Consider the following 26,463-nt stretch of genomic DNA (forward strand, 5'->3'; position numbering starts at 1 on the left):
TTCGGGACAAAAACTTCCCAAGCCATTTGCTCCTACTACATTTTATTAAATAATTCGTAGTATTCTCTTTCGATACTTTCTTGGTGATTTGGATGTGCGATTCTTACCAATTCAACAGCTCGTTGTTTTAGTGTTTTTCCATATAAATCGGCGATTCCGTTTTCTGTAATTACATAATGAATGTGTGCTCTTGTGGTTACAACTCCTGCGCCTTGCTTTAAAAATGGAACGATTCTACTCAATCCTTTTTTAGTAGTTGATGGCAATGCGATTATAGCTTTTCCACCAGAACTTAATGATGCGCCACGAATAAAATCCATTTGTCCGCCAACGCCAGAATACATTTGTGGACCAATAGAATCGGCACAAACTTGACCAGTCAAATCTACTTCAATGGCAGAATTAATAGCAATCATATTTGGATTTTTTCTAATTCGAGCCGTGTCATTTACCATAGAAGATTCTTTCATTTCGATGAACGGATTGTCGTTTACAAAATCGTATAATCTTTTAGAACCAATAAGAAATGTTGCCAAAGCACGACCTCTCAAAGTACCTTTATAATTACAGTTGATGACATCATTTTCTATCAAATCGATTACGCCATCAGAGAACATTTCGGTATGCAAACCTAAATCTTTATGATTTTTTAACTTACTCAAAGCTGCATTTGGAATCGAACCAATTCCCATTTGCAGTGTGCTTCTATCGTCAATTAATGAAGCAATATGGCTGCCAATTTTTTCTTCTTCATTGGTAAACGGAACTGGCACATGTCCATAAATGGGAACATCAACCTCAACTAAATAATCAATTTCAGAAACGTGAAGAATTCCGTCGCCAAAAGTTCTTGGCATTTGCGGATTGACTTGCGCGATTACAATTTTAGCATTTTCTATAGCGGCAACCGTTGCTTCTACAGAAACACCTAGCGAACAATAACCATGTCTATCTGGCGGTGAAACATGGATAAAAGCGACATCTAATGGCAAGACATTTTTACGAAATAAATGTGGTAATTCGCTCAAAAAAACTGGTGTATATGAACCATTTCCTGCTCTTAATGTGTGACGAACATTTGCTCCAATAAAAAAGGAATTTACATGAAAACTATCTCTCAATTCTGGATTGGCATAGCGTGCTTCACCTTCAGTGTGAAGATGACAAATTTCTACATTTCTTAATTCTGATGCTCTTTCCGTTAATGCATTTGCTAATATTGTTGGAGCTGCCGCTGCGGCTTGAAGATAAACTCTATCTCCAGATTTTACGACTTTTACAGCTTCTGCTGCGGTAACATATTTACTCATACCTAATAAATTTTATGCAAAGTTAAAATTGGAATTATTGAAAAAATATGATAAAACTCATAAATAATCTAAGTCAGACTAAAACTGTAAATAAATTTAAGACACGAATTGCACAAATTTACACGAATTACGATTTAAAAAAAAAATTTCACGAATTTGAATCTGATTTATCAGATTCTATTGGTGTAATTTACCGTCATGAATTTGTGCGAATTCGTGTAATTCGTGTAAAAAATGAATAGTTGTTTGCATTATATATTGGACTTACGTGTAATAGATAAATTCAAATACTTACTGAATGAAATACTAAACACTTTTCACTACTTTTGCATTCACAAAATTTGAAAAATGATTATTCCAAAAACAAGAGAAGAAATTGAGTTAATGCGTCAAAGTGCATTGCTAGTTTCTAAAACATTGGGCGAAATTGCAAAAGTGATTAAACCAGGTGTAACTACTTTACAATTAGATAAATTAGCTGAAGAATTCATAAGAGATAATGGCGGAGTTCCTGGATTTTTAGGACTTTATGGTTTCCCAAATTCATTGTGTATGAGTCCAAATGCACAAGTAGTTCATGGAATTCCGAATGCAAAACCTTTAGAAGAAGGCGATGTGATTTCTGTAGATTGTGGCGTTTTGATGAATGAATTTTATGGTGATCACGCTTATAGTTTTGAAATTGGTGAAGTGGCACCTGAAGTAAAAAAACTACTTGAGGTAACTAAAGAAAGTTTGTATGTTGGAATAAGAGAATTTCGTTCAGGAAATAGAGTTGAAGATGTTGGAAATGCAATTCAGAAATATTGTGAAGGTCATGGTTATGGTGTTGTTCGTGAGCTTGTTGGTCACGGATTAGGGAAAAAAATGCACGAAGATCCAGAAATGCCAAATTATGGAAAAAAAGGTCGAGGAAAACTATTTGTAGAAGGCATGGTTGTTGCTATTGAACCAATGATCAACATGGGAACAAAAAACATCAAACAATTGAAAGACGGTTGGACTATTCTAACTGCCGACGGAAAACCAAGTGCACATTTTGAACACGATGTTGCCTTAATCGACGGAAAACCAGAAATTTTATCGACTTTCAAATATATTTATGATGCTTTAGGAATTGTTAGTGATGAGGAAAAAGAATTTAGAAATCATTATACTTTATAAGTGAAACCAACACAGATTTCATAGATTTTCACAGATTAAATTTATTTATGGAAGATTTTTACTTAAAAGAAGAAACTTATAAAATTATTGGACTTTGCATGGAAGTTCATAAAATTCTTGGGAAAGGTCATAGTGAAAATGTGTATGCTGACGCTTTAGAGTATGAATTTAAACTAAATCATATTCCATAAGAAAGGGAAAAAAAATACAATATTGAGTATAAAGAAATTATATTACCTAGGTACTATTTTTCAGATTTCACGGTTTTTGATGAGATCATTTTAGAATTAAAAGCTATTCAACAATTGTCTAGCAGCGAAATTAAACAAACATTAAATTATTTGGCAGCTTCAAAAAATAAAATTGGCCTGTTAGTCAATTTTGGTGAAGATAGCCTCAAATACAAAAGAGTTATTTTATAATTAAATCTGTGAAAATCTGTGAAATCTGTGTTTAAATTTATACTGAATACAATCCCAAGGCCAATTCTGATTCGTTTGAGTATTGTGGTGCGTCCTATTTTAGCTTTTTTATTAAAAGGAAGTCGTTTTACTGATCCAATTGATGGGAAAAGTTTTCGAATGTTTTTACCTTATGGATATGGAAATCAGAGAAATAACGTACTTTCTCCGAGTACATTATCACTAGAAAGACATCGTTTGCTTTGGCTTTATTTGCAAAATGAAACTGATTTTTTTACTGCTACAGAAAAGAAAAAAGTATTACACTTTGCACCAGAACAAGAGTTTTACAAACGTTTCAAAAAGCAAACTAACATCGATTACACCACAACTGATTTACTTTCGCCCTTAGCAGATGTAAAAGCAGATATTTGCAATTTACCTTTTGAAGATAATGCATATGATATTATTTTTTGCAACCACGTTTTAGAACACATTCCAGATGATACTAAAGCGATGCAAGAATTGTTCAGAGTTTTAAAACCTGGCGGAATGGGAATATTTCAAATACCTCAAGATTTATCTCGTGCTACAACTTTCTCAGACGATTCTATTGTTGACCAAAAAGAAAGAGCTAAAATCTTTGGACAATACGATCACGTTCGAGTTTACGGAAGAGATTATTTTGACAAATTAAGGAGCATCGGTTTCAAAGTAATTGAAGAAGATTACACTTCAAAACTTTCACCAGAATTAGTCGAAAAATATTGTTTAGCAAAAGGCGAAATTATTCCGATTTGCTTTAAATAATATATTGGCATCATTGTAGATAATAATATTTCGTATATTTACGTTTGATAATAAAATCATTATGTTGAAAAAATATTTATCTATCGCTTTATTTTTATTTGCAATTTCAATTTCTTATTCACAAGAGAAAGAAATTAATCCTCCATTTCATATTAAAACAATTTCATTTGTCCAAAGTGGTCAAAATGCAATTCCAATATTTAGACTTGGAGACTCGTTTCAACTTCAGTTTGATGACTTACATGGAACTGAAGACAATTATTATTACACCATCAAACATTGTGATTATGATTGGAAACCATCTCAATTGTCAAAAAACGAATACCTTGGTGGATTTGACGATCAATTAATAATTGACTATGTTAACTCATTCAATTCATTACAACTTTATTCACATTACAGAGTTTCTTTTCCAAACAAACAAACGCAGTTGAAAGTAAGTGGAAATTATATGATATCCATTTTAGATGAAAATCGTGATGTTGTTTTTTCTAGAAAAATAATATTGTATGAAGATATTGTTTCTGTTCCAATGCAAGTTAAAAGAGCAAGAGATGTGAGATTTATTGAACAAAAACACAATATTGAATTTACTGTTAGAACAAGTGTTTTCAATTTTCAAAGTCCTTTACAAAATGTAAAAGTTCTTTTAATGCAAAATGGTCAGTTTAATAATGCAATAACTAACATAAAACCAATGTTCACAATTGGAAATGATTTGGTTTACAAATACGACAAAGAAACTCAATTTTGGGCTGGAAATGAATACCTTTTCTTTGAAAATAAAAATATTCAAGGCGCAAATAATAGCATTGCTTATGTAAGTTCTGAAGGAGGTTTATACAATTCTCATCTTTATACAAATGACGCTAGAAAAAACAAACCTTACACTTTTTGGCCCGATATTAATGGTAATTTCTTAATAAACGCATTAAACCGAGAAAATCCCGAAATAGAATCGGATTATGCTTGGGTTTACTTTTCACTTTCTGCATCATCTTTCATTGACAAAAAAAATATTTATGTTTCTGGAATGTTTAATAATTATGCAATGAATGATGAAAGTAAGATGGAATTCAATGAAAAGAAAGGTATTTATGAAAAAGCCATGATGATTAAGCAAGGTTTTACAAATTATAAGTACATACTTGCCGATTCAAACGGAAAAACTGATGAAGAAAACGCAATTGATGGAAATTTCTATCAAACAGAAAATAATTATTTTGCCATAATTTACTACCGAGAAAACAATCAAAGGTATGACAGAGTTATAGGAAAAGGAGTTGCAACTTCAACAGACATAATCAATTAAAAAATCTTTAACATAAAAATCACATTGGATTTTTATTATTTTTGTAACTTTACAAAAAGTTTTATTATGGTTTCTCAAATTACAAGAGGCATAAAAATATCAGTAGTTACTAGTTTTGAAGGCACTTACTTCAAAAACTATAAGATTCATTTTGCTTTTTCTTACGAGATTACTATAGAAAATCACAGTAAAGACTCTGTTCAACTTACATCACGTCATTGGGAAATTTTCGATTCATTAAATGAAGTTGAAATTGTTGATGGCGAAGGAGTTATAGGTAAAAAACCTGTTTTAAAACCAGGTGAATTATATACTTATAGTTCAGGTTGCTTACTTTCTTCTCCTCATGGTGCAATGCGTGGTTTTTTTAACATGATAAACTTCACAACGACAAAAAACTTTAGAGTTATTGTGCCTACATTTCGTTTAAGCGCACCATATGCCTTAAACTAAAATTCTATTTCAATTAAATTATTATCGAAATTTTGTTAAAAAAGTTTCGTGACAATAGTTATCAAAAATTCAAATTTTCCTTTGTACTTTTGTTAAAAATTAAATTATTCTCAGATATTGAATAATGAAGTTACACAAAGTCTAACAAACTAATACAACATATTATGCCAAAAGGTTTTTTTAATGTACCAAAAGCGGTAAACGAACCCGTAAAATCATATGCTCCAAATTCTCCTGAAAAGGCAGCCGTTTTAGCAGCTTACAAGAAAATGTGGAACGAAACAATTGATGTTCCAATGTATATTGGTTCTGAAGAAATTAGAACTGGAAACACTAGAACAATGTCTGCGCCACACGATCATCAACACATCGTTGGAACTTACCATTTAGCAGAAAAATCTCATGTTGAAAAAGCTATTTCATCAGCATTAGAGGCAAGAAAAAAATGGGCAAACATGCCTTGGGAACACAGAGCAGCTATTTTTCTAAAAGCGGCTGAATTAATTGCTGGACCATATCGAGCAAGAATTAATGCTGCAACTATGATTGCACAATCAAAAACCATTTTTCAGGCAGAAATTGATGCATCTTGCGAATTGATTGACTTTTTACGTTACAACGTAGAATTCATGACACAAATTTATCAAGACCAACCAAAATCTAATTCAGATGTTTGGAATAAAGTAGAATATCGTCCATTAGAAGGATTTATTTATGCTATTACTCCATTTAATTTTACAGCTATTGCGGCTAATCTTCCTGCAAGTGCAGCATTAATGGGAAATACCGTAGTTTGGAAACCAAGTGACAGTCAAGTTTTTTCTGCTAAAATTATTATCGACATTTTCAAAGAAGCAGGTGTTCCTGATGGCGTTATAAACGTAGTTTTTGGTGATCCAGTGATGATTACAGACACTGTTTTAGCTTCACCAGATTTTGCAGGAGTTCACTATACTGGTTCAACATTTATTTTCAAAGAAATTTGGAAAAAAATTGGAACACAAATTCATACTTATAAAACGTATCCAAGAATTGTTGGTGAAACAGGAGGAAAAGATTTTATTGTTGCTCATCCATCTGCAAATGTCAAGCAAGTTGTAACAGGAATTACTCGTGGTGCCTTTGAATTTCAAGGTCAAAAATGTTCTGCTGCTTCAAGAGCATATATTCCACAAAGTTTATGGCCAGCTGTAAAAGAACAATTAATTATTGATGTAAATTCAATGAAAATGGGAAGTCCAGAAGATTTTTCAAATTTCATTACAGCTGTAATTCACGAAGGTTCATTTGATAAATTAGCAAGTTATATTGACCAAGCTAAAAAAGATACTGATGCGGAAATTATCCTTGGTGGAAATTATGACAAATCAAAAGGATATTTTATTGAACCAACAGTTATTGTTACTACAAATCCAAAATACACAACAATGGAAACAGAACTTTTTGGTCCTGTTATTACTATTTATGTTTATGAGGATTCTAAATGGAACGAAACTTTAAAATTAGTAGATGAAACTTCTGAATATGCTTTAACTGGAGCGATTTTCAGTCAAGATAGATACGCAATTGTTGAAGCTACACAAGCTTTACAAAACGCTGCAGGAAATTTCTACATCAATGATAAGCCAACTGGAGCTGTTGTAGGAATGCAACCTTTTGGTGGTGCAAGAGCTTCTGGAACAAATGATAAAGCTGGTTCGGCTCAAAATTTATTACGTTGGGTTTCACCAAGAACTATAAAAGAAACTTTTGTAACTCCAGAAGATTATAGATATCCATTTTTAGGAGAATAATTTCAAATAAAAGTAAAACCTTAAAAGCTCATTCAGTAATGTATGAGCTTTTTATTTTAGTGGCAAATGAACTACTTTCTTGGTTTCAAAAAATTCATCAGAAAAATAATCGGATAAATTATACTCTTTAGCTTTAGGAAAATCTTTCAACTCTTCCGATAAATCGCCACCTTTTAAATATAAAATACCATTTTCTAAGTCGTGTTTCGATTTGGTTTTTAATTTTCCTTTAACCCAACTCACAAAATCAGGCATATTTGTAACAGCACGACTAACTATAAAATCAAAATCATGTGTTACAATTTCTGCTCTTTTTTGTTCTGCTTTAATATTTTTTAATCCTAAAGCTTTAATAACTTCATTAACTACTTTAATTTTTTTAGCGATAATATCAATGGCATAAAAATTACATTCGGGAAATAAAATAGCTAATGGAATAGCAGGAAAACCTCCACCAGTACCAACATCCATAATTTTAGAACCCGATTTGAACTCTAAAACTTTAGCAATTCCTAACGAATGTAAAACGTGTCGTGTGTACAATTCATCAATATCTTTTCTTGAAATTACATTGATTTTAGCATTCCAATCTTCATATAAAAATTGTAATTTTTCAAATTGTTGTATCTGATTATCAGTAAGATTTGGAAATTGTTTCAGAATTTCTTGCATAAATTGATTTTTCAACAAAAATAGTGTTTTTGGTTAATAATTATGATTTGTTTTTACTTCTAAAAAAAATATAATATTTACCTTTGAACAAATTATTAGAATTCCAAATTATGAATACCACAACTCCCATCTTTTCTAAAAACGATAATTTAAAATTTTTTAGAACACTTAATAAAAGAGTAAACGATTATTTTAAAGAAAACAATATTGATAAAACAGGAAATTGGAAATTACATTTAAAAACTATTGTAATGTTTACCATTTTCTTAACGCCTTATTTCTTTTTACTAGCTATGAAAATGCCTTTTTGGGCTTATCTTTTACTTAACGTAGTAATTGGAGTTGGAATGGCTGGAGTTGGAATGAACGTCATGCACGACGGAAATCACGGAGCATATTCTAACAAATCTTGGTTAAACAAATTAATGGGCGGAAGCATCTACATTCTTGCTGGTAATGTTTACAATTGGCAAGTGCAACATAATGTTTTACACCATACTTATACTAATATTCTTGGCCATGATGAAGACTTAGAAGCTGGTAGAATATTACGTTTTACAAAAGAAGCAAAATGGTATAGCCATCACAAATTTCAACATTATTATTCCTTCATTCTTTATGGATTGTTGACTTTTAATTGGGCTATTACAACAGATTTTCAACAAATGAGACGCTATTTAAAAAGAAACTTGTCTTATGGAGAATTTAAAAAACCTGTAATTCGTTGGACTACATTAGTGATAACGAAAGTGATTTATTTTTCAATGTGGATTGTAATTCCTATTCTTGTTGGGCACGTTAGTTGGTGGCAAGTTTTAATCGGATTTTTTATCATGCATTATACAGCAGGAGTTATTTTGAGTGTCGTATTTCAATTAGCTCACGTGGTTCATGAAACAGATAATCCAATTCCAAATGAAGAAGGTGAAATAGAAAATACTTGGGCAATTCACCAATTATATACTACTGCTAATTTTGCACCAAAAAATTGGTTAATAAACTATTACACTGGTGGATTAAACCATCAAATTGAGCATCACATTTTCCCAAATATCAGTCATATTCATTATAATAAAATTGCTGAATTTGTTAGAGAAACTGCAAAAGAATGTAATCTTCCTTACTATGAATTCAAAACAACAAGAGCTGCAATTTATTCGCACTTTACCCATTTGAGAGATTTAGGAAGACAACCACAATTATCGTAAAAAATTTGGAATGAAGATTTTTAAACCATTAAGGCATTATGTACATTAAGCTAAACTTAATTTTCTTAATCTCTTGATGGTTTAAATTTATATAAATGTTTTAATCAACAACACAACAATGAGTAATCCATTATCAGATAGAATTAATCAACTATCTACATCACAAACTCTTGCCATGGCAGCATTGGCTAGAGAATTAAAAGCACAAGGAAAAGACATTATCAGTTTAAGTTTGGGTGAACCCGATTTCAACACACCCAATTTTATAAAAGAAGCTGCTAAAAAAGCCATCGATGAAAACTACTCAACTTATTCGCCAGTTGATGGTTATATGGAACTGAAAGAAGCCATTTGTAGAAAATTTAAACGCGATAATAATTTAGAGTATAAACCTGCCAATATTGTCGTTTCTACAGGAGCAAAACAATCTTTATATAACATTGCTCAATGTATGATTAATGATGGTGATGAAGTAATTCTTCCTGCTCCATATTGGGTTTCTTACTTTGAAATTATCAAAATGGCTGGTGGAATTCCAGTTGAAGTTCCAACTTCGGTAGAAAGTGATTTCAAAATTACACCAGAACAATTAGAAAAAGCGATAACACCAAAAACCAAAATGATTTGGTACAGTTCGCCATGTAATCCAAGTGGTTCTGTTTATAGTCGTGAGGAATTGACAGCTTTATCAAAAGTAATCCTGAATCAACCAAACGATATTTATGTAGTTTCAGATGAAATCTACGAACACATTAATTTTTCTGGAACTTTTTGCAGCATAGCGACTATTGACGGAATGTTTGACAAAACTATTACCGTAAATGGTGTTGCTAAAGCATTTGCCATGACTGGATGGAGAATTGGATACATTGGTGCGCCAGAAGTTATTGCAAAAGCTTGTACTAAAATGCAAGGTCAAGTTACCTCTGGAGCAAATTCTATTGCGCAAAGAGCTACAATTACTGCTGTTGATGCTGATCCAAGCGTATTGAACGAAATGGTTACTGCATTTAAAAACCGTAGAGATTTAGTAGTTGGATTGGTAAAAGATATTCCAGGATTTAAACTAAATGTTCCTGAAGGTGCATTTTACGTTTTCCCTGATGTTTCTTACTATTTCGGAAAAACTTTACGTGGAAAATTAATCAATAACGCTGATGATTTTTCTATGTATTTGTTGGCAGAAGCTAATGTTGCCACTGTAACTGGTGATGCTTTTGGTAATCCAAATTGTATTCGCTTTTCGTACGCAACAAGTGAAGAGTTATTAGCTGAGGCAATGAAACGTATTAAAGAAGCATTGGTATAAAATCCAAATTACAAATAAATAACAAACCTCAAAATTCAAACTTTGAGGTTTTTTTATTGATTTAATTTTCTAATCACTTTAGCAGGATTTCCAACGGCTAGAGAATTGTCTGGAATATCTTTAGTTACTACAGAACCTGCACCAATTGTGCAACCATTTCCTATTTTTACACCTGGACAAATTACGGAGTTTCCTCCTATCCAACAATCGTCACCAATTGAAACAGGTTTTGAAAACTCAACCGTTCGTCTTTCAACGGCGTCGAGTGGATGCGTTGCTGTGTATATATGAACATTTGGGCCAAAGAAAACATTGTTACCAATTTCGATTTTCATCGTATCAAGAACCACACAATTCACATTAAAATACACATTTTCACCTGAATGAATGTTATAACCATAATCACAATGAAATGGTGGCTCGATGTATAATCTTTTGTGAGCATTGGGCATCAATTCACGTAGAATATTTCTTGAATTTCCATTCATTACATATTCAGTGACATTCAATCTATGAAGTAACTTTTTTGCTCGTAATCGCTCAGCCATTAAAATTTTATCGTTAGCAAAATAAATTTCGCCATCAAGCATTTTTTCTTTTTCGGTTTTCATATAATATTAATATCATCAAATATACTATTTTATATAAAACAAAAACCGCCTAAAAGACGGTCTTCGCTAACTAAAAAAAACTATACTTATCTTATTACTTTCATGGTTTTTATCGCTCCTTCTGAAATCACTTTTACTAAATAAGTTGCTTTAGAAAAATTGGATAAATCTATTTGAACTTCTAAATCATTCGTCTTTTTATTTATTATTGTCTGACCTAACATATTTAAAACAACTACTTCTGATATAGGTTTTGAAGAGGAAATAGTTACAATTCCAGAAGTTGGATTTGGATATAAATTCAAATTTGAATCATCAAATGAAGCTACATTCAGAAAAGGAGAACAATTAACTCCACTAGCAACTGATCCAATATTAGACCAATTAGAAATTGCTCCGTCTAAAGTAAAACCATTTAAACTTCCAAGATAATTATTACCACTACTGTCCATCAGTGATGTAACAGATGTATTAGTAGCATTCCCAATTCCTTGATTGAACTTATAATAAGCTAATAATCCCGTTTGAGTAGCTCCTAATTCACAATTCAAATTATTCATTATTTCTTCAGCAGATAATGCTCTTGTCCAAAGTCTTACTTCATCAATATTACCTACAAATTTTTCGTTTGACAAATTTTTACCTAATTGAATTGGGTTGTTTAATTGAGATTTAAAACTTGCTCCAGTAACTCCTGTTGTTGTATTTGCCAAAACGCCATTAATATAAATCTTTAAATCTGATCCATTCCAAACGCCAGCAACATGTTGCCATTGATTTAACACCACTGCATTTGATGCCGTTACGGCTTTAAAATTAGTTGTCCCACTATCATTTACCCAAAATTGATAAGCTGTTCCTTCTTTTCTCAACATAAATTGCATGTCAACTACTAACGTATTGTAATTTCCAATAATCACTCCTACATTGTTTCCAAAATCGTTATCCATTGCTGTTGGATATACCCATGATTCCACAGTGAAAGTATTTATTGGATCAATTGCACTATTTAAAGCCAAACTCAAATTCACTTTATCAGTTGAACCATTAAAATTTAATGATCCTCCATTAATAATTACATTTACCGGAACTCTTGTACTTTCACACCCATTATTCGTTTGCGAAACATAATAAGTTCCTGATGTTAAAATAGTTGTAGGATTCAATTCTTCTCCGCCAGAAGCTTGTGAAAACCATTTTAAATTTGAACCTGTAGCAACTAAACTTGCAACAGTTGCATTAGCTTCAAAAGTTTGATTTGATGCTGTTGGTGCTGAAGTACTATTTACCTCAACGCTAACTTCAATTCGGTTTGACTCACAAATTCCTGTTGTTTGTGAAACATAATAGTTGCCAGTTGTTAAATTTTGTGTAGCATCTAAAGGAGTTCCACCTGTGGCAACATTATACCAATTAATTATTCCTGAGCCAGTTGCTACTAGATTTGATACTTGAGCCGCATTACAAAAAATTTGTGTTGTATTTACAACTAATGAGTTGTATAAAGTTCCTACAACTCCATTTACTGAACTTCCTGGAGCAATAAAATTAGAAGTTGTACCATTTAATTGAAAATTTATTATTGCACCATCAAACCCATTAGCTGTAGCATCTAATAAATCAATTTCACTACCATTATCTTGATTTGCATTTCCTTGATTGCATTTATAATAAGCTAATAAACCCGTTTGTCCTGAGGCTAATTCTGTATCTTTATTGTATTGTATTTCACAAGCTGTTAGAACTCTATTCCAAATTCTTACTTCATCCATTCTTCCGTTGAACACATTTACGCCATCATCAAAAGAACCTAATCGAATTATATTGCCATTTGAAACTTGTGGTACGTTCGTATTAGTAGCAACCAAATTACCATTTTTGTACAATTTTAGTGTTGTAGTTGTTGCATCATAAGTTACAGCAACATGATACCAAGTATTTGCTAACAATGGTTCAGAATCTTGAACATCAAACCACGAGCCATTGTGACCTGCAGACAGTTTACTTGAATTAGTATTTGGAACCCAAAAAGCATGTTGACCATCAGAAATTCCTCCTGAAATTATATTATTTTGTAAACTTAAATTTTCAATATAAATCCAAGCTTCTTTAGTATATGAAGAAGGTAAAAAACTTCCGCACATAACATAATCGTTAGATCCATCAAAATGAAGTGCTTGTCCTTGCTGAGAATAGCCAAATTGAATTATAAAAAAATAACTTAAAAGTGTTGCTGTTTTTAATTTTGATAGTAATTGTTTTTTCATTTGAATACCTTTTTGATTTAGGTTACAAAGTTGTGGCAATCCTATGAATTTTTATGTAAGGGTTAACCCTCGAAATGAAGTAGTTTCTTTTATTCTTTAAAGAAATAAATACATTTGTAAAAAAAACAATTCACGTTTCTAATGAAAAAAAGCATAATACTGTTAGCTCTTATCCTATTATATAGTGCTTGTCAACATAAAAAAGAGAACTTTTATTTTGAAAAAGTTACTCCTCCTAAAGAAGATTCAACAAAAGTTTGGTTGAGACAAAATGATAACTATAAAGCGGATAAGGAATATTATTTAAAAGTATTTTTCAAATATTATAATACAAAATTAGCCAATAAAGAATATCTCAATGCGTCAAAAATATTAGATGTAATTACAACCAAATTTGTTTATTTTTATGATTTTGACCCAAGATTAACAAAAACTGTTGATGAATTTAATTTAAAATACAGAAACAAATTACCCGCTTTAAAAACTACTCATGTAGACAATTATTATGCAAATTTAGAATTTGACAAAGACAACGTAAAGAAAGCAAAAGATTACTTTTTAAAGATTACAGCATTAGAACCTGACGATTACAAGAGTTGTTATAAAATAGCGCGTGCCTACTATGATTTATCTTATGCTTATTTTATACTCGGAGACATTGAACTTAGCATTGAAGCCAATGAAAAATCCAGAATTTATTCTGAAAGAATTAGAGATAAAGAAAGTATTGTTTCTGTACATTTAAATTACATTAACATTTACAAATCAATTGGTTCTTTTGAAAAAGCTATTAATAGTGCTAATGAAGCTATAAAAGTATTCAAAGAAGAAGGAAATACTTATGATTATTTCATGGCTAAATATAATAAATGCTCTGTTTATGGTTTTTTTAGCAAAACTCAGTTAAAGAACAATTACATTCATACCACTTATAATGAGTATTTAAAGAGCAAGTTTGACAGTGATGTGTTATTGCTTTGTCTATCAGATTATGAAATTGAAGCTTTATTAAATGAAAACAAAATAAAGGAAGCAAAAATTGTTTTAGATAGAATTAAACCCATTGCTGCAAGAAACACTTCACAGAATTGGCAAAATGATTATCAAGCAGCTTTAGCATTATTTGAAATAAAAAATGATGTGAAAAATTGTAATACAAGCTACATTGAAAAAGCGCTACCAAATCTTCTTGCTAACGAAAACTACGAACGTGCCAATCTATTTTATAATGTTTTACTCGAAAAATCATTACAAAATAAAGAATTCGAAAAAGCTGTTTTATACACACAAGAAGCCTATAGAACCAAAGATAGCTTATCAAACATCCAAAACAAATTAGAAAATTTAGCCCTTGCTGCTAAATATGAAACAAAAGAAAAAGAACAAGAAATACAACTTCAGCATGAAATCATATCAAAGAAAAACACAACTATTTTTGCTTTAGCACTAGTTTTCATAGCCTCATTATTAAGTGTTTTTATTTACTATTTAAAACAAAAACAAATGAAATTATTTAAAGAAAAAGAACAATCGCAACAATTTACTAAAAATTTATTAGACAAAACAGAAGAAGAACGCAAACGAATTGCTTCTGATTTGCATGATAGCGTTAGTCATGAATTACTTACTTTAAAAAACTCATTTGAAGCCAATCATTTACAGTTAAATGAAAAAGTAGATACGATTATCAATGACATTCGAGCTATTAGTAGAAATTTACATCCCGTTATGTTTGAAAAAATTGGATTAGTAAATAGTTTAGAACAATTTATCGAGCGCATTGAAAACACTCATCAGTTCATGATTTCTTCTGAATTTAATTATCAAAATAATTTAACTTCTGAAAAAGAGTTACAAGTTTACCGTATTGTTCAAGAAGCTGTAACAAACATCATAAAATATGCTGATGCCATTGCTGCAAAAATAACAATCACAGAAACATCTGAAAAAATTACTGTTGAAATTATTGATAACGGTATTGGTTTTAATGTTGAAGAAACCTTGCAATCAAAAGATGCCTTTGGCTTACACAACATTATAGAACGAAGCAAGGCAATTGGTGGTATTGCTACTATATCGTCTTCTGAAAAAGGAACAAAAATCGTAATCGAAATTAAAAAATAACATGAAAATTTTAATAGCCGACGATCATCCTTTAACCTTACAAGGTACCGTTTCTTATGTTGAAAAAATGGGACATAAAGTGGTTTGCTCTTGCTCTAATGGCAAAGCAGCATTAAATTACATTCAACTCCACACACCAGATTTAGCCATTTTAGATTTAAATATGCCTGGAATTGACGGTATAGAAGTAGCCCAAAAAATATTTGAAAATAAAAGTCAAACTAAAATTGTTTTGCTTACTATGCACAATGAAATGAGTATTTTGAATAAGGCAAAAGAATATAATATTTATGGCTATATTTTAAAAGACAAAGCTTTTCCCGATTTAGAAAATTGTTTGAAAGAAATTGAAAATGGGAAAAAATATTTTTCTACAGCTATGCATAACGATTTTAAATTACATACAAACAACTCAAATGATTTACTATCCGTCTTAACCTTATCTGAAAGAAAAATTATTGAGTTAATTGCTACTCAAAAAACAAGTAAACAAATTGCCGAATTGTTATTTCTATCTGAAAAAACTGTTGAAGGTCATCGAACAAAAATCATTGAAAAATTAGGAATTCCGAAAGAAAAAAATGCATTGTTAATTTGGGCAATTCAAAATATTAAAAAATAAATCCTATTTTTGAAGTATGTCAAAATTACTTCAAAACATTTCCATACATGTTTCTTTAACTCCTGAAGAAGAAATTTTATTGTTATCAAAAATAGAAACCAAACAATTTAAAGCCAAAACCATTTTATTGAGTTCAGGTGAAATTGCTAACAGTACCTACTTTGTAAATTCTGGTATCTTGAGAAGTTTCAATATTAATGATAACATTATCGAACACGTTTTGCATTTTGCTTGCGAAGGTTGGTGGATTGGTGATATGTACAGTTACATTTCCGAAAAACCTGGTAATCTTTTTATTGAAGTATTGGAAGATGCTGAAGTAGTCGTAATTTCAAAAGAAAATCATCAAGAACTTTATAAAGAAATTCCAAAACTTGAACGCTTTTTCAGAATTCTAGCCGAAAATTCTCTTGTAGCACATCAAGAACGTTTGATGGATAATTTGAGTTTATCTGCTGAAGAACGATTTGAAAAAATGTGCAAAAAATACCCAACTTTAATTCAGAAAGTAGCTCAAAAACACTTGGCGTCTTATATTGGTGTTACACCTGAATTTTTTAGTAAGATGAAAAGTAAGTTATTGAGAAAATGATTTTCAACTTGTTTGGCGTATTACTTCACACCTTCTAATATCCTGTAAATCAAATTTATACTTTGTTATATTCTCATTTTAAGATTCCTGATTTGAAATTATAGAAAATCAACTTTCCACATACTCAAAAATCATCATTTAGTCGACTTTTTTTATTCTTTCATCTATTTTTTTGAAAAAATTGAAAAATTTAAGAATGTTCTGATTCTGATTCTTTTTATATTTATATACGAAAATACCCGAACTCACTAACTTAAAATTTAATGTCATGAAAAAAAGATTCAAAAAGAATCAATTTGGCATTTACAAATTGTTTCAATTCAAATTATTTGTTTTATGTATGATGGCTTTTTTGTCATTTCAAAGTGCAAAAGCTCAATACACAATGATCTCTGATTCTAATTTTGAAGGTTTCCTTATTGCTAATGGCTCCGATAATATTATTGATGGTCAAGTGCTTACAAGCAATATCAGCGGAATCACTTCTCTAATCATTAACGCAAGTGGTATTAACAGTCTTGAAGGCATTCAAGATTTTACAAGTTTGACTTATCTGAAAATAGTAAATAATAATTTAATAAGCTTGAATGTCAATAGTTTAACAAATTTAACTTACTTAGATTGCTCCTATAATCAAATACAAAATTTGTCCATTAACGGTTTATCCAATCTTTCCTATGTTAACTGTTCATCCAATCAATTAACAAGTTTACAACTAACAAACCTCAATTCTATCAATGAGCTTTATTGTTCGACAAATCTTTTAACAACGCTTAATCTTACTGGTTTAACAAGTCTTACAGTTTTGAATTGTGATTCTAACAGTTTAACTGATTTAAATGTTGTTGGTTTGAATAACTTAGCGAGTTTATTCTGTAGTAATAACAATATAATTAGCCTAAATATTAGCTCCTTGACAAGTCTCTACGTTTTAGCATGCAGTTACAATCCATTGACCAATTTAAACATTGACGGTTTAACTAATTTACACGATTTATATTTTACAAATTGTAACTTGAGTGTCTTGGATATCCGAAATACTCCTGCTATTTCTAATATTTATAGTTTTGGCAACCCAAACTTAACTTGCATTTTAGTAAATGATGTTTTTATAGCACAAACCACAATTGGAATTGTAAAAGATTCTTTCACTAACTTTTCTACAGATTGTGCGCTCTTGAGTGTACCTATTCAAAATTATACTAATTTTCAATTACTTGCTTATCCAAATCCATTTGAGGAAAATTTCAAGTTACTTTTAAATTCCTCTTCTACTGAAAAGGTTGAATTAGATATTTATGATATCATGGGAAAATTGATAGAAAAAAGAATATTGGATACAAATGCTTTGAATATTGTAGAAATAGGATCAAATTATGCATCAGGATTCTATAATCTTAAAGTATCGCAAGGAGAAAATACCAAAACATTACGTTTACTAAAAAAATAAAACCCTAGTTCAAAAAAGCCTTTTCAAGTTTTTGAAAGGGCTTTTTTTTTGCAATTATTCTATATTTATAAAAATGCTCAAAACTATTGTATTATAAAATTGTAAGAATCACTTGTATTTTATAATTTTTAAATCATTAGCACACAAAAGAATTTGATTACTACAAGGTAATAAATCCAGTATATAAGTAATAGCACTTTTATTAAATAAAATCATCTTTTTTCACTAATATATTTATTTCATCGATAAAATAGATTGTTTCAGCGATTTTTTTTGGCTCAATAAAAATTTTAATACGATTTAAAATGATAAATAGCCGGTTTTATTGACGTACAAGAGCATTTAAGACATAAAAAATGCAGTTCATCGAGTTTTAACCTATTTCGTAGAAAAAAAATTGACAAGAAAAAAATCTTTTGCATATTTGTAATGGGGTTTTGCATTTTGTGATTTATCGGTTAACATTTATATAAATGTTTAATTTTAAAACCCTTAAACCGATGAAATCAAATAAAAAAAGAGGTAATAAAAAAGCAACTAAACCTCAAATCTCTACATTTGAAATTATATCTTACATCATTGATATAATAACCTTTATTATTCTTATTGCATCAATTTTTGGCTGGATAAAAATTCCTAATTAATTACATGTCAATTTCATAGATAAAACACAAATAGTATTTATACTTTAAAAAAGGGTTGTTTTCCCTTTCCATTTTGGTCTAAATACTTCTATATTCGATATAATTTTAATTTATTAAATTTAAAATATGAAAGAAAAAAAATTCAAGAAAGAAGCTATTGAAAAAATAAAAGGATTAGATCTAAAAATAGACTCTTCCATTCAAGATATTTGTAATACTTCTAATGCAACTTCTTCCAACACTAGAAGTGTCATGTACTCTATCATGATAATAATTATACTTGCATGGATAGCTATTTTTAATACGCACAAAGATAATTGGACGGAACAAAGAATAAAAGATTCAACCGAAAAAATTATAAATCTTGAGAAAGAAATGATTAAATGCAAAAAGCATAATAAAAATTCACCCAAAAGAGATACACTAAATACCAAAGTATCTCTTGAATTAGAAAAGAAAAAATGTGAAAAATTAATTGAAAATAAAATCAGTAATATCCAAACAATGAATATTCCTTTATTTGGTTATTCATTCGATATTAATAACTTAGGCTCAATTTTGGGGATTGCCTTTATTTTTTTACTTGGAATTCTAAGGTTCACAATTAAAAGAGAAATTTCAAATTTGATTATTTCTATGAATGCTATAACCGATAGATATACAAATGAAGGAAACACAATCGATTTTAAGTATTATCTCGATAATGTCAATGAATCTGAAAGAATAGAAGCTATATCCTCCATTAACTATATTAGAAGAAAATACCATTATAATCATTTATCGATGAATGAAATTTTCAATTTACCACCTCTTAAAATTGCAGGTGTCGAACTGGAAAATTCAAAAAATGAAGAACGATTTGCAAAATGGATTTTTTGGTTTCCTGCTGTTAGTTATTTTTTGATAGTAGTTAATGATGGCATCACACTTTTCGAAGGATTTGAGGTAAGTGAAACACATACTTTCATTACTTATGGGATAACTTTATTTAGTATGTTTTGCATTTTTATTTTATGTAGAATTTGTCACAGACAAAAGAAAAGATTAATGACCATTTTTAAAGAATTTAAAGAAAACAATTATATGTTAAGAAAAGAATATGTAGAAGAATTAGAAGAATTAAATGAATAGTAATAGAAAGTTAAAATTCAATTTTTGATTCTTAAATCAATTTTATGTTTTACTTAAAATTAAACTTGTTAAAATGTAATAGTTTTGTTAGGTTTGAATAGACAATAAAACGCCAATAAATAAATCAAACAACATAATGTCAGAAGAACAAAAGAAACTACTAGAACAACAACTTTGGAATATTGCCAACGAATTACGTGGCAAAATGGATGCCGATGAGTTTCGGGATTATATTTTAGGGTTTATCTTCTATAAATACTTATCTGAAAAACAATCTATTTTTGCCAATAACCTTTTAGAAACCGAAACCATCAAAGATTATCTAAAAGTGACCGATGTTGATGATTTACAAGCCATAAAAGAAGAATCGTTACTAAAATTAGGCTACTTCCTGAAACCTAATGAATTATTCAGTTCTATTGCAAAAAAAGGAAATGCCAATACCGAAAACGAAAGCAATTTCATCTTAGAAGATTTGCAGAGTATTTTAGTAAGTATTGAACAAAGTACAATGGGAACCGAAAGTGAAGACGATTTCAATAAATTGTTTGAAGACTTAGACCTAAGCAGTACCAAATTAGGAAGAACTACCGAAGCCCGAAATAGTCTTATTGCTAAAGTATTGTTTCATTTAGATAAAATTGATTTTGCACTACAAGATACTGATGCCGATGTTTTAGGCGATGCTTACGAATATTTAATTGCTCAGTTTGCAAGTGGCGCAGGCAAAAAAGCTGGTGAATTTTACACACCTCAACAAGTGTCTAAAATCTTGGCAAAGATTGTAACAACTGGAAAAAAACGACTTAAAAACGTGTACGATCCAACATGCGGTTCAGGATCGTTGTTGTTGCGTGTAAAACGGGAAGTTGAAGTAGATGAGTTTTTTGGGCAAGAGCTAAACCGCACCACATACAACTTAGCACGAATGAACATGATTTTGCACGATGTACATTATCGTAACTTTGACATTAAACAAGAAGATACCTTAGAAAACCCACAACATATTGACCAACGTTTTGAGGCTATTGTGGCAAATCCGCCTTTTTCTGCTAACTGGAAAGGCAAAGAAAACCCATTGAATGAGAACGATGAACGCTTTAGTCAATATGGCAAATTAGCACCAAGCAGTAAAGCCGATTTTGCTTTTGTGCAACACATGTTGTATCAATTAGCCGATAACGGAACCATGGCGTGCGTGTTACCTCACGGTGTTTTGTTTAGAGGTTCAGCAGAAGCTACCATTAGAGAATATTTAATAAAAGAATTGAATTGCTTGGATGCCGTTATTGGATTGCCTGCAAATATTTTTTATGGAACAGGAATACCAACTTGTATTTTGGTATTGAGCAAGTGCCGAAAAAACGACGACAATGTTTTGTTTATTGATGCCTCGCAAGGTTTTGATAAAGACGGTAACAAAAACAAACTCACTGATGAACACGTAGAAACTATTGTAAAAACCTACACAGAGCGTACCAATAAGGATAAGTACAGCAAAGTAGTACCATTAGCCGATATAGAAAAAAACGACTACAACCTCAACATACCACGTTATGTAGATACATTTGAAGAAGTAGCAAGTATAGATATTGATGCCATTGCTACAGAATTGCATGATTTAGATTTAGCGATTGCCAACACTAACGCTACTATTGCCGATTTTTGCAAACAATTAAACATTAAAACGCCTTTTTAAGATGGAAACACTACAACCAAAATTGCGGTTTCCTGAGTTTAATGGGGAATATAAAATAATTTCTTTGAAAGAGATTACAACAAAAATAGGTGATGGTTTACATTCAACACCAAAATATGATGAAAATGGAGACTACTATTTTATTAATGGAAATAATTTAGTTGATGGTACTATAAAGTTTTTTGAAACTACTAAAAAAGTTGGTGAAATTGAATTTAAAAAAAACAAAAAACCATTATCAAATAAAACAATATTATTATCAATTAATGGTACTATTGGTAGTTTAGCAAATTATAATAATGAAAATATTATTTTAGGCAAAAGTGCTTGTTATATTAATGTAAATAACGAAAACGATAAAAGTTATGTTTATTACATATTACAATCAAATAAAGTAATCAACCATTTTAATTCGGAACTTACTGGAACAACAATTAAAAATTTATCATTAGGAACAATTAATAAACTTAACATTGAAATACCATCATTACAAGAACAAACCAAAATCGCCAATTTCCTTTCAGCAGTTGACACCAAACTCAACCAATTAACCAAAAAGAAAAATCTTTTGGAACAGTATAAAAGAGGAATAATGCAAAAAATCTTTACTCAGGAAATTCGATTTAAAGATGATAACGGAAATGATTTTGCGGATTGGGAAGAGAAATTAATAGGGCAAATTCTAAATATTGGAAGCGGGAAGGATTATAAACATTTACAGTCTGGAGATATTCCAGTTTATGGAACAGGAGGTTTAATGTGCTATGTTGATAATTATTTATATGATGGAGAAACAGTTTGCATTGGAAGAAAAGGAACGATAGACAAACCAATGTATTTTAATGAAAAAATTTGGACAGTTGATACATTATTTTACACTTATAATTTTATTAATGCGATTCCAAAATTTGTATATTATACATTTCAAACCATTAATTGGAGGTTATATAGTGAAGCCTCAGGAGTTCCAAGTCTGTCAAAAAATACAATAGAAAAGATTGAAATATGTATTCCACAAATCGAAGAACAAACCAAAATCGCAAATTTTCTTTCGGCGATTGATGAGAAAATAAATCATATTGGTAAGCAATTAGAGCAGACTAATCAGTATAAAAAAGGGTTGTTGCAGCAGCTGTTTGTTTAAAATCAAAAGTTATGGAAGTAATAATTAACAATGAAAGAGAATTTTCGGATTATCTGGTAAAAGATTATAATTCTGATTTGGATTACAAAGTTTATACAAAAATTAGCGTTGGAAATAATAATGACAAAATAATTTTTAATTATAAAATAAGCTTCCCATTAAGTGCATTTTTTTTTAGAAATATATCAAAAAAATATATTACTCTAAATGATGCTTTCAATTTTGAATTTAAGAAATGTTCTTTCAATGAAGAAGTGAAAATTTCAGAGATTGAAGCTAATATAACCTTTGATAATTGTGATTTTAATGATAATTTGGTTTTACATAGTTTCAAAGGAATTCAAACTTATGTAGACTGTACTTTTATTGAAGGCAAACAAATTAATGCTGAAGACTCCGTTTTTGATGGAAAAATGCGTTTTCGAACTTGTCATTTTAAAGGAAACGTAAATTTCAGAAATACAACTTTCAGTAATTTAGCAGACTTTTGGAGGTGTGTTTTTTACAATAAAACTATATTCTACAAAACTGACTTTATGAATATTGTAGTTTTATCAGCCGTAACTTTTAAAGAAGATGTTTTGTTTACTTATTCATTAATTGACAAACTCTTACTTTTAAGAGGTGCAAAAGTTGAAAAAGGTTTTGATTTGTCTTTGGCAATAATTACGGGTAAATTAGGATTGTTTGATTTTATTTTGAATGACTATGAAACTATTATTACTAAAACAGAGAAAGACTATGAAACAGCAGTTTCTGAAACAGCTTTTATACCGCTAAAAAATAAAAGAGAGACTTTTAGAATACTAAAAAGTAATTTAGAATCTCAAATGAATCTTGCCGAATCTTTAAAGTTTAAAGCTATTGAAAAAGATGCTCTTTTAGAAGAATTGAAACTTGAAAACGGTTTTTCTAATTTTTTTGAAAGAGCTAATTTATTCTTAAATCGGGTATCAAACAATCATGGAACATCTTACATAAGTGCTTTTGTTTTTATTATTGTAGTTGGTTGGTTTTTCTTTTATTGTTCTTTATTAACAACTGATAAGTATATTTTTAATTGGCATATTTCTCAATGGGAATTTAGTGAAGGATTCAAATTGTTTATTGAGTTTTTAAACCCAATTCATAAATTTGATTATATAGAAAATACAACATTATCTAGTGCGTGGTTTTATGTATTTGATTTTTTAGGAAAAACATTTGTTGGATACGGAATATATCAATTTATACAAGCCTTTAGAAAATATAAATAATGAACTTACAAACACAATTGTAAAAAGGATTGTCGCTACAACTGTTTTTGTAAAAATAGAGTTTTACCCTAGTTTGCATAGGGTTAAACCTAATAATAAATAGTAAATAAAATATAGTTTTGATAGTGTTTAATTTTAAAATTTTAAGGTATGAAAACAAGTAAACAATTTTTATTAGGGTTTATTATAATTTTATTTTTTCTATTTTCAAATAGAAATTATTCTCAATGCACTAATGTAACTGAAGGTAGAAATGTATTAATTAATGCAGCATCAATGAACGCTCCATTGAGTTACATTGCACATATTTTTCCAAAAAGAGGCAAAACGTATTCAGGCACCGCTTTTTTTATTCACCCACAAGTAATGCTTACAGCTGGACATAATGTTAGAAAAAGAAAAGGATTTATTTTTACAAGAGTAAAAGAAATTGACTTAAACATTGGCGCCACAGATTGTACTACTCAATTGACCAAAGATTTTGTTGTTACTAAACAAAACGATAATATCATTAGTGGTAATGACGAGAAAAAATATACTGTTCAAGACGATTGGGGTTTTATTATTTTAAACAACAACACAGCTAATCAAGTGGTTGGCGGAGTATTTGCATTTGAAGTGTATAACCCAAATAAAGATTATGGTATTATTTATAAATGTGGTTATCCATCAGAAAATCCAAAATGCGTACCGAGATATGACCAAACAATTAATTATAATTATGATGCAAATTGTAATTGTTTACGCTATGATTTTGAAACTGAACATGGCGACAGTGGCGCTCCAATTTGGTATCTAAATAATGGTGTTCCAACAGTCATTGCAATCCATACCAATGGTGATAGCAAACCCGATAAAAATGGTAAATATGATTGTGCAAAAGGAACATTAATTACAAAAGAAGTTTATCAGCAACTACAAGCTTTTTGTAGCAATAAAGGCATAACTATACCGTAAATCAAATAGAAAATCATGAAAAAAACAATTATTATTTTGACGATTTTAGCTGGAATATTTTCTGTTTCTGCTCAACAAAATGAAGTAAAGTATCAAGGTAAAACATTAAAAATTATACCAAAAGATAAAGACGAATTAAAGAATACCGCTTTAATTTATAAATATCATATTGATTCATTAAGTATTTATGCTAGGCGTTTTTTTAGTGGGGAAATTTTTGTGAGAAACAAAGCGCAAACTTTTTTGGATGCCATAGTTAATCCTGTTCCAGATTTTAATTCAATTTACAATTTAAGAAACAGTTTGGAATCACAAAAGCTTTTTAATAATAAGATGTTGAATATTTTGTTTGCAGATGAAGTAGCAACTTATTTTAATGGTGGAAGCGATTTGTCATTAGAAAAATATTATACCACATTAGATGCAGACGATTCATCATTATCCTTTGGAGTTAATTTTGACATTAGAGGCGAATCTAAACTAAATCGAATGAAATGGTTGTTCAGTGTAGGTTTTAAAGCTAAAGCTGGCGATAAATTTGCAACAGTTGTAAAAAATGGTAAATTAGACAACACAGATCTTGGAATAACAGGAAAAGTAACATTAATTGGAAAAGGAATAATAAATTTTAGCGATAAACTAAATTGTGAGAAAAAAGTTTCGGTTAATAGAAAAGAAATTATAAAAAAATACCGCAAAAATTTATTAGAGGAATATGATACTAAAATAAAAAAATACGTTAGCAATGATATTGACGATGAATTAAAAAAAATAAAAACTATATATGACGCTCCAAATAACAACGAAGGAAAACTAAAAGAAAAGCAAGAAGAATTTATAAAAGAGAAATACCATTCTTATTATGAAGAAATTGCCAATGCAGAAATAAAATTTGTTAAAGAAAATAAGTTATATAAATATTTATGGGATCATTGGGGAAATATTGATTTTTTTGCGCCAATTGGTCAAAAAAAGTACACTATTTCACCATCTGAAAATACCACAACTAAACCAAGGTCAACAGAGTTTTATCCTTTAAAAATTACAGGAACGTATACTAATTTAGTTAAATGGTCAGCTGGACAGTCTTTATATTTAACTGCGCAATTGAGTGCCTTTAATAATAATAACATTTTAGTTGATGAAACAGAAACGATGCCTTTTCAAACCATTACACAACAATCTATATCTGGAACAGGAACGCCTACTGATCCTTATATAATCAATCAGGCTGTAACAGAAAGCACAGATGTGTATGTTTTGCCAAATGGTTTTGATAGGTTTATAACAGGTGTTGCGCGTTTTGAAACCGTTTTTTTTGCAAGACCGTGGATTGGTATAAGTCCAGCAATTGAGAAAAATTTTGGACAATATTATTCTAAAACCAATTGGAAATTGGGTATACCGTTCAGTTTAAAAGACAAAGACGGAAAATCATCCATCAATTTTGAAGTGCAATGGAAAGAAGTTAATGATAATCATTTAGTTGGTATTAGTGCCAGTTTCTTATTTGGTAAATTCCTTAAATAACCCT

The 26,463-nt window shown here is 30.0% G+C and carries 22 protein-coding genes and 1 pseudogene; 19 read left to right on the top strand and 4 right to left on the bottom strand.

Annotated features, from left to right (window positions below; all coding sequences use genetic code 11):
* Positions 1–35: 35 nt before the first annotated feature.
* Positions 36–1,310, bottom strand: coding sequence for an acetyl-CoA hydrolase/transferase C-terminal domain-containing protein (locus Q0049_RS13470; protein WP_298120724.1), 1,275 nt, complete (start codon positions 1,308–1,310; stop codon positions 36–38).
* Between the two features lie 47 nt (positions 1,311–1,357).
* Here Q0049_RS13470 and Q0049_RS13475 point away from each other — a divergent pair, with 47 nt between their 5' ends.
* The 7 genes and pseudogenes from Q0049_RS13475 to pruA all read left to right on the top strand — a co-directional run bounded on the left by Q0049_RS13475 (position 1,358) and on the right by pruA (position 7,243).
* Positions 1,358–1,552: a hypothetical protein gene (locus tag Q0049_RS13475; RefSeq protein ID WP_298120727.1), complete on the top strand. Its 195-nt coding sequence runs from the start codon at positions 1,358–1,360 to the stop codon at positions 1,550–1,552.
* 106 nt (positions 1,553–1,658) lie between these two features.
* Positions 1,659–2,474 carry a type I methionyl aminopeptidase gene (map, locus tag Q0049_RS13480; RefSeq protein WP_298120730.1) on the top strand — a complete coding sequence of 272 codons (816 nt, stop codon included), beginning with the start codon at positions 1,659–1,661 and terminating at the stop codon, positions 2,472–2,474.
* Positions 2,475–2,521: 47 nt separating this feature from the next.
* Positions 2,522–2,896: pseudogene (locus Q0049_RS13485) on the top strand (GxxExxY protein).
* An 18-nt stretch (positions 2,897–2,914) separates the two neighbouring features.
* Positions 2,915–3,685, top strand: a complete 771-nt coding sequence (locus Q0049_RS13490; protein WP_298120733.1) for a class I SAM-dependent methyltransferase — start codon at positions 2,915–2,917, stop codon at positions 3,683–3,685.
* 61 nt (positions 3,686–3,746) lie between these two features.
* Entirely contained in the window at positions 3,747–4,997 is a 1,251-nt protein-coding gene (locus Q0049_RS13495; protein ID WP_298120736.1) for a DUF5103 domain-containing protein, read from the top strand.
* A 66-nt stretch (positions 4,998–5,063) separates the two neighbouring features.
* Positions 5,064–5,450: a Co2+/Mg2+ efflux protein ApaG gene (gene apaG / locus Q0049_RS13500; protein ID WP_298120739.1), complete on the top strand. Its 387-nt coding sequence runs from the start codon at positions 5,064–5,066 to the stop codon at positions 5,448–5,450.
* Positions 5,451–5,614: 164 nt separating this feature from the next.
* Positions 5,615–7,243 (top strand): L-glutamate gamma-semialdehyde dehydrogenase, encoded by a 1,629-nt coding sequence (gene pruA, locus Q0049_RS13505; protein ID WP_298120741.1) that lies wholly within the window; start codon positions 5,615–5,617, stop codon positions 7,241–7,243.
* A gap of 51 nt (positions 7,244–7,294) precedes the next feature.
* Here pruA and rsmG read toward each other — a convergent pair whose 3' ends face one another.
* Positions 7,295–7,915 carry a 16S rRNA (guanine(527)-N(7))-methyltransferase RsmG gene (gene rsmG, locus Q0049_RS13510; RefSeq protein ID WP_298120744.1) on the bottom strand — a complete coding sequence of 207 codons (621 nt, stop codon included), beginning with the start codon at positions 7,913–7,915 and terminating at the stop codon, positions 7,295–7,297.
* Positions 7,916–8,025: 110 nt separating this feature from the next.
* Here rsmG and Q0049_RS13515 point away from each other — a divergent pair, with 110 nt between their 5' ends.
* Positions 8,026–9,123, top strand: coding sequence for an acyl-CoA desaturase (locus tag Q0049_RS13515; RefSeq protein ID WP_298120926.1), 1,098 nt, complete (start codon positions 8,026–8,028; stop codon positions 9,121–9,123).
* A 118-nt stretch (positions 9,124–9,241) separates the two neighbouring features.
* Positions 9,242–10,432: a pyridoxal phosphate-dependent aminotransferase gene (locus Q0049_RS13520; RefSeq protein WP_298120746.1), complete on the top strand. Its 1,191-nt coding sequence runs from the start codon at positions 9,242–9,244 to the stop codon at positions 10,430–10,432.
* A gap of 53 nt (positions 10,433–10,485) precedes the next feature.
* Here Q0049_RS13520 and Q0049_RS13525 read toward each other — a convergent pair whose 3' ends face one another.
* Together Q0049_RS13525 and Q0049_RS13530 are read right to left on the bottom strand one after the other, a co-directional pair.
* Complete coding sequence (locus Q0049_RS13525; RefSeq protein WP_298120749.1) at positions 10,486–11,043, bottom strand: sugar O-acetyltransferase; 558 nt, start codon at positions 11,041–11,043, stop codon at positions 10,486–10,488.
* Positions 11,044–11,129: 86 nt separating this feature from the next.
* Positions 11,130–13,310 carry a LamG-like jellyroll fold domain-containing protein gene (locus Q0049_RS13530; RefSeq protein ID WP_298120752.1) on the bottom strand — a complete coding sequence of 727 codons (2,181 nt, stop codon included), beginning with the start codon at positions 13,308–13,310 and terminating at the stop codon, positions 11,130–11,132.
* Positions 13,311–13,451: 141 nt separating this feature from the next.
* Between Q0049_RS13530 and Q0049_RS13535 the strand changes: the two genes are divergently transcribed.
* From Q0049_RS13535 to Q0049_RS13580, 10 genes are all read left to right on the top strand, one after another.
* A complete protein-coding gene (locus Q0049_RS13535; protein WP_298120754.1) occupies positions 13,452–15,434 on the top strand; it encodes a sensor histidine kinase in 1,983 nt (660 codons plus the stop codon).
* A 1-nt stretch (position 15,435) separates the two neighbouring features.
* Complete coding sequence (locus Q0049_RS13540; protein ID WP_298120757.1) at positions 15,436–16,056, top strand: response regulator transcription factor; 621 nt, start codon at positions 15,436–15,438, stop codon at positions 16,054–16,056.
* Positions 16,057–16,072: 16 nt separating this feature from the next.
* Complete coding sequence (locus tag Q0049_RS13545) at positions 16,073–16,648, top strand: Crp/Fnr family transcriptional regulator (protein ID WP_298120760.1); 576 nt, start codon at positions 16,073–16,075, stop codon at positions 16,646–16,648.
* A 268-nt stretch (positions 16,649–16,916) separates the two neighbouring features.
* Positions 16,917–18,098, top strand: coding sequence for a leucine-rich repeat domain-containing protein (locus Q0049_RS13550; protein WP_298120763.1), 1,182 nt, complete (start codon positions 16,917–16,919; stop codon positions 18,096–18,098).
* 770 nt (positions 18,099–18,868) lie between these two features.
* On the top strand, positions 18,869–19,873 hold the full coding sequence (locus Q0049_RS13555) for a hypothetical protein (RefSeq protein ID WP_298120766.1): 1,005 nt from the start codon (positions 18,869–18,871) through the stop codon (positions 19,871–19,873).
* A 136-nt stretch (positions 19,874–20,009) separates the two neighbouring features.
* Positions 20,010–21,572, top strand: a complete 1,563-nt coding sequence (locus tag Q0049_RS13560) for a type I restriction-modification system subunit M (RefSeq protein WP_298120769.1) — start codon at positions 20,010–20,012, stop codon at positions 21,570–21,572.
* A gap of 1 nt (position 21,573) precedes the next feature.
* On the top strand, positions 21,574–22,716 hold the full coding sequence (locus Q0049_RS13565; protein WP_298120772.1) for a restriction endonuclease subunit S: 1,143 nt from the start codon (positions 21,574–21,576) through the stop codon (positions 22,714–22,716).
* An 11-nt stretch (positions 22,717–22,727) separates the two neighbouring features.
* Positions 22,728–23,972: a pentapeptide repeat-containing protein gene (locus Q0049_RS13570; RefSeq protein WP_298120775.1), complete on the top strand. Its 1,245-nt coding sequence runs from the start codon at positions 22,728–22,730 to the stop codon at positions 23,970–23,972.
* Between the two features lie 150 nt (positions 23,973–24,122).
* A complete protein-coding gene (locus Q0049_RS13575; RefSeq protein WP_298120777.1) occupies positions 24,123–24,929 on the top strand; it encodes a trypsin-like serine protease in 807 nt (268 codons plus the stop codon).
* 15 nt (positions 24,930–24,944) lie between these two features.
* Positions 24,945–26,459 (top strand): hypothetical protein, encoded by a 1,515-nt coding sequence (locus Q0049_RS13580; RefSeq protein WP_298120779.1) that lies wholly within the window; start codon positions 24,945–24,947, stop codon positions 26,457–26,459.
* The last annotated feature ends 4 nt before the right edge of the window (positions 26,460–26,463 follow it).

The organism is Flavobacterium sp. (assembly GCF_027484205.1).
GTDB lineage: Bacteria > Bacteroidota > Bacteroidia > Flavobacteriales > Flavobacteriaceae > Flavobacterium.

Bases quoted from the DNA above. Each gene is read 5' to 3' on its own strand.
- pruA (WP_298120741.1), top strand. From the start codon at position 5,615: ATGCCAAAAGGTTTTTTTAATGTACCAAAAGCGGTAAACGAACCCGTA.
- Q0049_RS13555 (WP_298120766.1), top strand. From the start codon at position 18,869: ATGAAAGAAAAAAAATTCAAGAAAGAAGCTATTGAAAAAATAAAAGGA.
- Q0049_RS13475 (WP_298120727.1), top strand. From the start codon at position 1,358: ATGATAAAACTCATAAATAATCTAAGTCAGACTAAAACTGTAAATAAA.
- map (WP_298120730.1), top strand. From the start codon at position 1,659: ATGATTATTCCAAAAACAAGAGAAGAAATTGAGTTAATGCGTCAAAGT.
- apaG (WP_298120739.1), top strand. From the start codon at position 5,064: ATGGTTTCTCAAATTACAAGAGGCATAAAAATATCAGTAGTTACTAGT.
- Q0049_RS13550 (WP_298120763.1), top strand. From the start codon at position 16,917: ATGAAAAAAAGATTCAAAAAGAATCAATTTGGCATTTACAAATTGTTT.
- rsmG (WP_298120744.1), bottom strand. From the start codon at position 7,915: ATGCAAGAAATTCTGAAACAATTTCCAAATCTTACTGATAATCAGATA.
- Q0049_RS13520 (WP_298120746.1), top strand. From the start codon at position 9,242: ATGAGTAATCCATTATCAGATAGAATTAATCAACTATCTACATCACAA.
- Q0049_RS13560 (WP_298120769.1), top strand. From the start codon at position 20,010: ATGTCAGAAGAACAAAAGAAACTACTAGAACAACAACTTTGGAATATT.
- Q0049_RS13565 (WP_298120772.1), top strand. From the start codon at position 21,574: ATGGAAACACTACAACCAAAATTGCGGTTTCCTGAGTTTAATGGGGAA.
- Q0049_RS13545 (WP_298120760.1), top strand. From the start codon at position 16,073: ATGTCAAAATTACTTCAAAACATTTCCATACATGTTTCTTTAACTCCT.
- Q0049_RS13470 (WP_298120724.1), bottom strand. From the start codon at position 1,310: ATGAGTAAATATGTTACCGCAGCAGAAGCTGTAAAAGTCGTAAAATCT.
- Q0049_RS13575 (WP_298120777.1), top strand. From the start codon at position 24,123: ATGAAAACAAGTAAACAATTTTTATTAGGGTTTATTATAATTTTATTT.
- Q0049_RS13535 (WP_298120754.1), top strand. From the start codon at position 13,452: ATGAAAAAAAGCATAATACTGTTAGCTCTTATCCTATTATATAGTGCT.
- Q0049_RS13540 (WP_298120757.1), top strand. From the start codon at position 15,436: ATGAAAATTTTAATAGCCGACGATCATCCTTTAACCTTACAAGGTACC.
- Q0049_RS13570 (WP_298120775.1), top strand. From the start codon at position 22,728: ATGGAAGTAATAATTAACAATGAAAGAGAATTTTCGGATTATCTGGTA.
- Q0049_RS13580 (WP_298120779.1), top strand. From the start codon at position 24,945: ATGAAAAAAACAATTATTATTTTGACGATTTTAGCTGGAATATTTTCT.
- Q0049_RS13530 (WP_298120752.1), bottom strand. From the start codon at position 13,310: ATGAAAAAACAATTACTATCAAAATTAAAAACAGCAACACTTTTAAGT.
- Q0049_RS13525 (WP_298120749.1), bottom strand. From the start codon at position 11,043: ATGAAAACCGAAAAAGAAAAAATGCTTGATGGCGAAATTTATTTTGCT.
- Q0049_RS13515 (WP_298120926.1), top strand. From the start codon at position 8,026: ATGAATACCACAACTCCCATCTTTTCTAAAAACGATAATTTAAAATTT.
- Q0049_RS13495 (WP_298120736.1), top strand. From the start codon at position 3,747: ATGTTGAAAAAATATTTATCTATCGCTTTATTTTTATTTGCAATTTCA.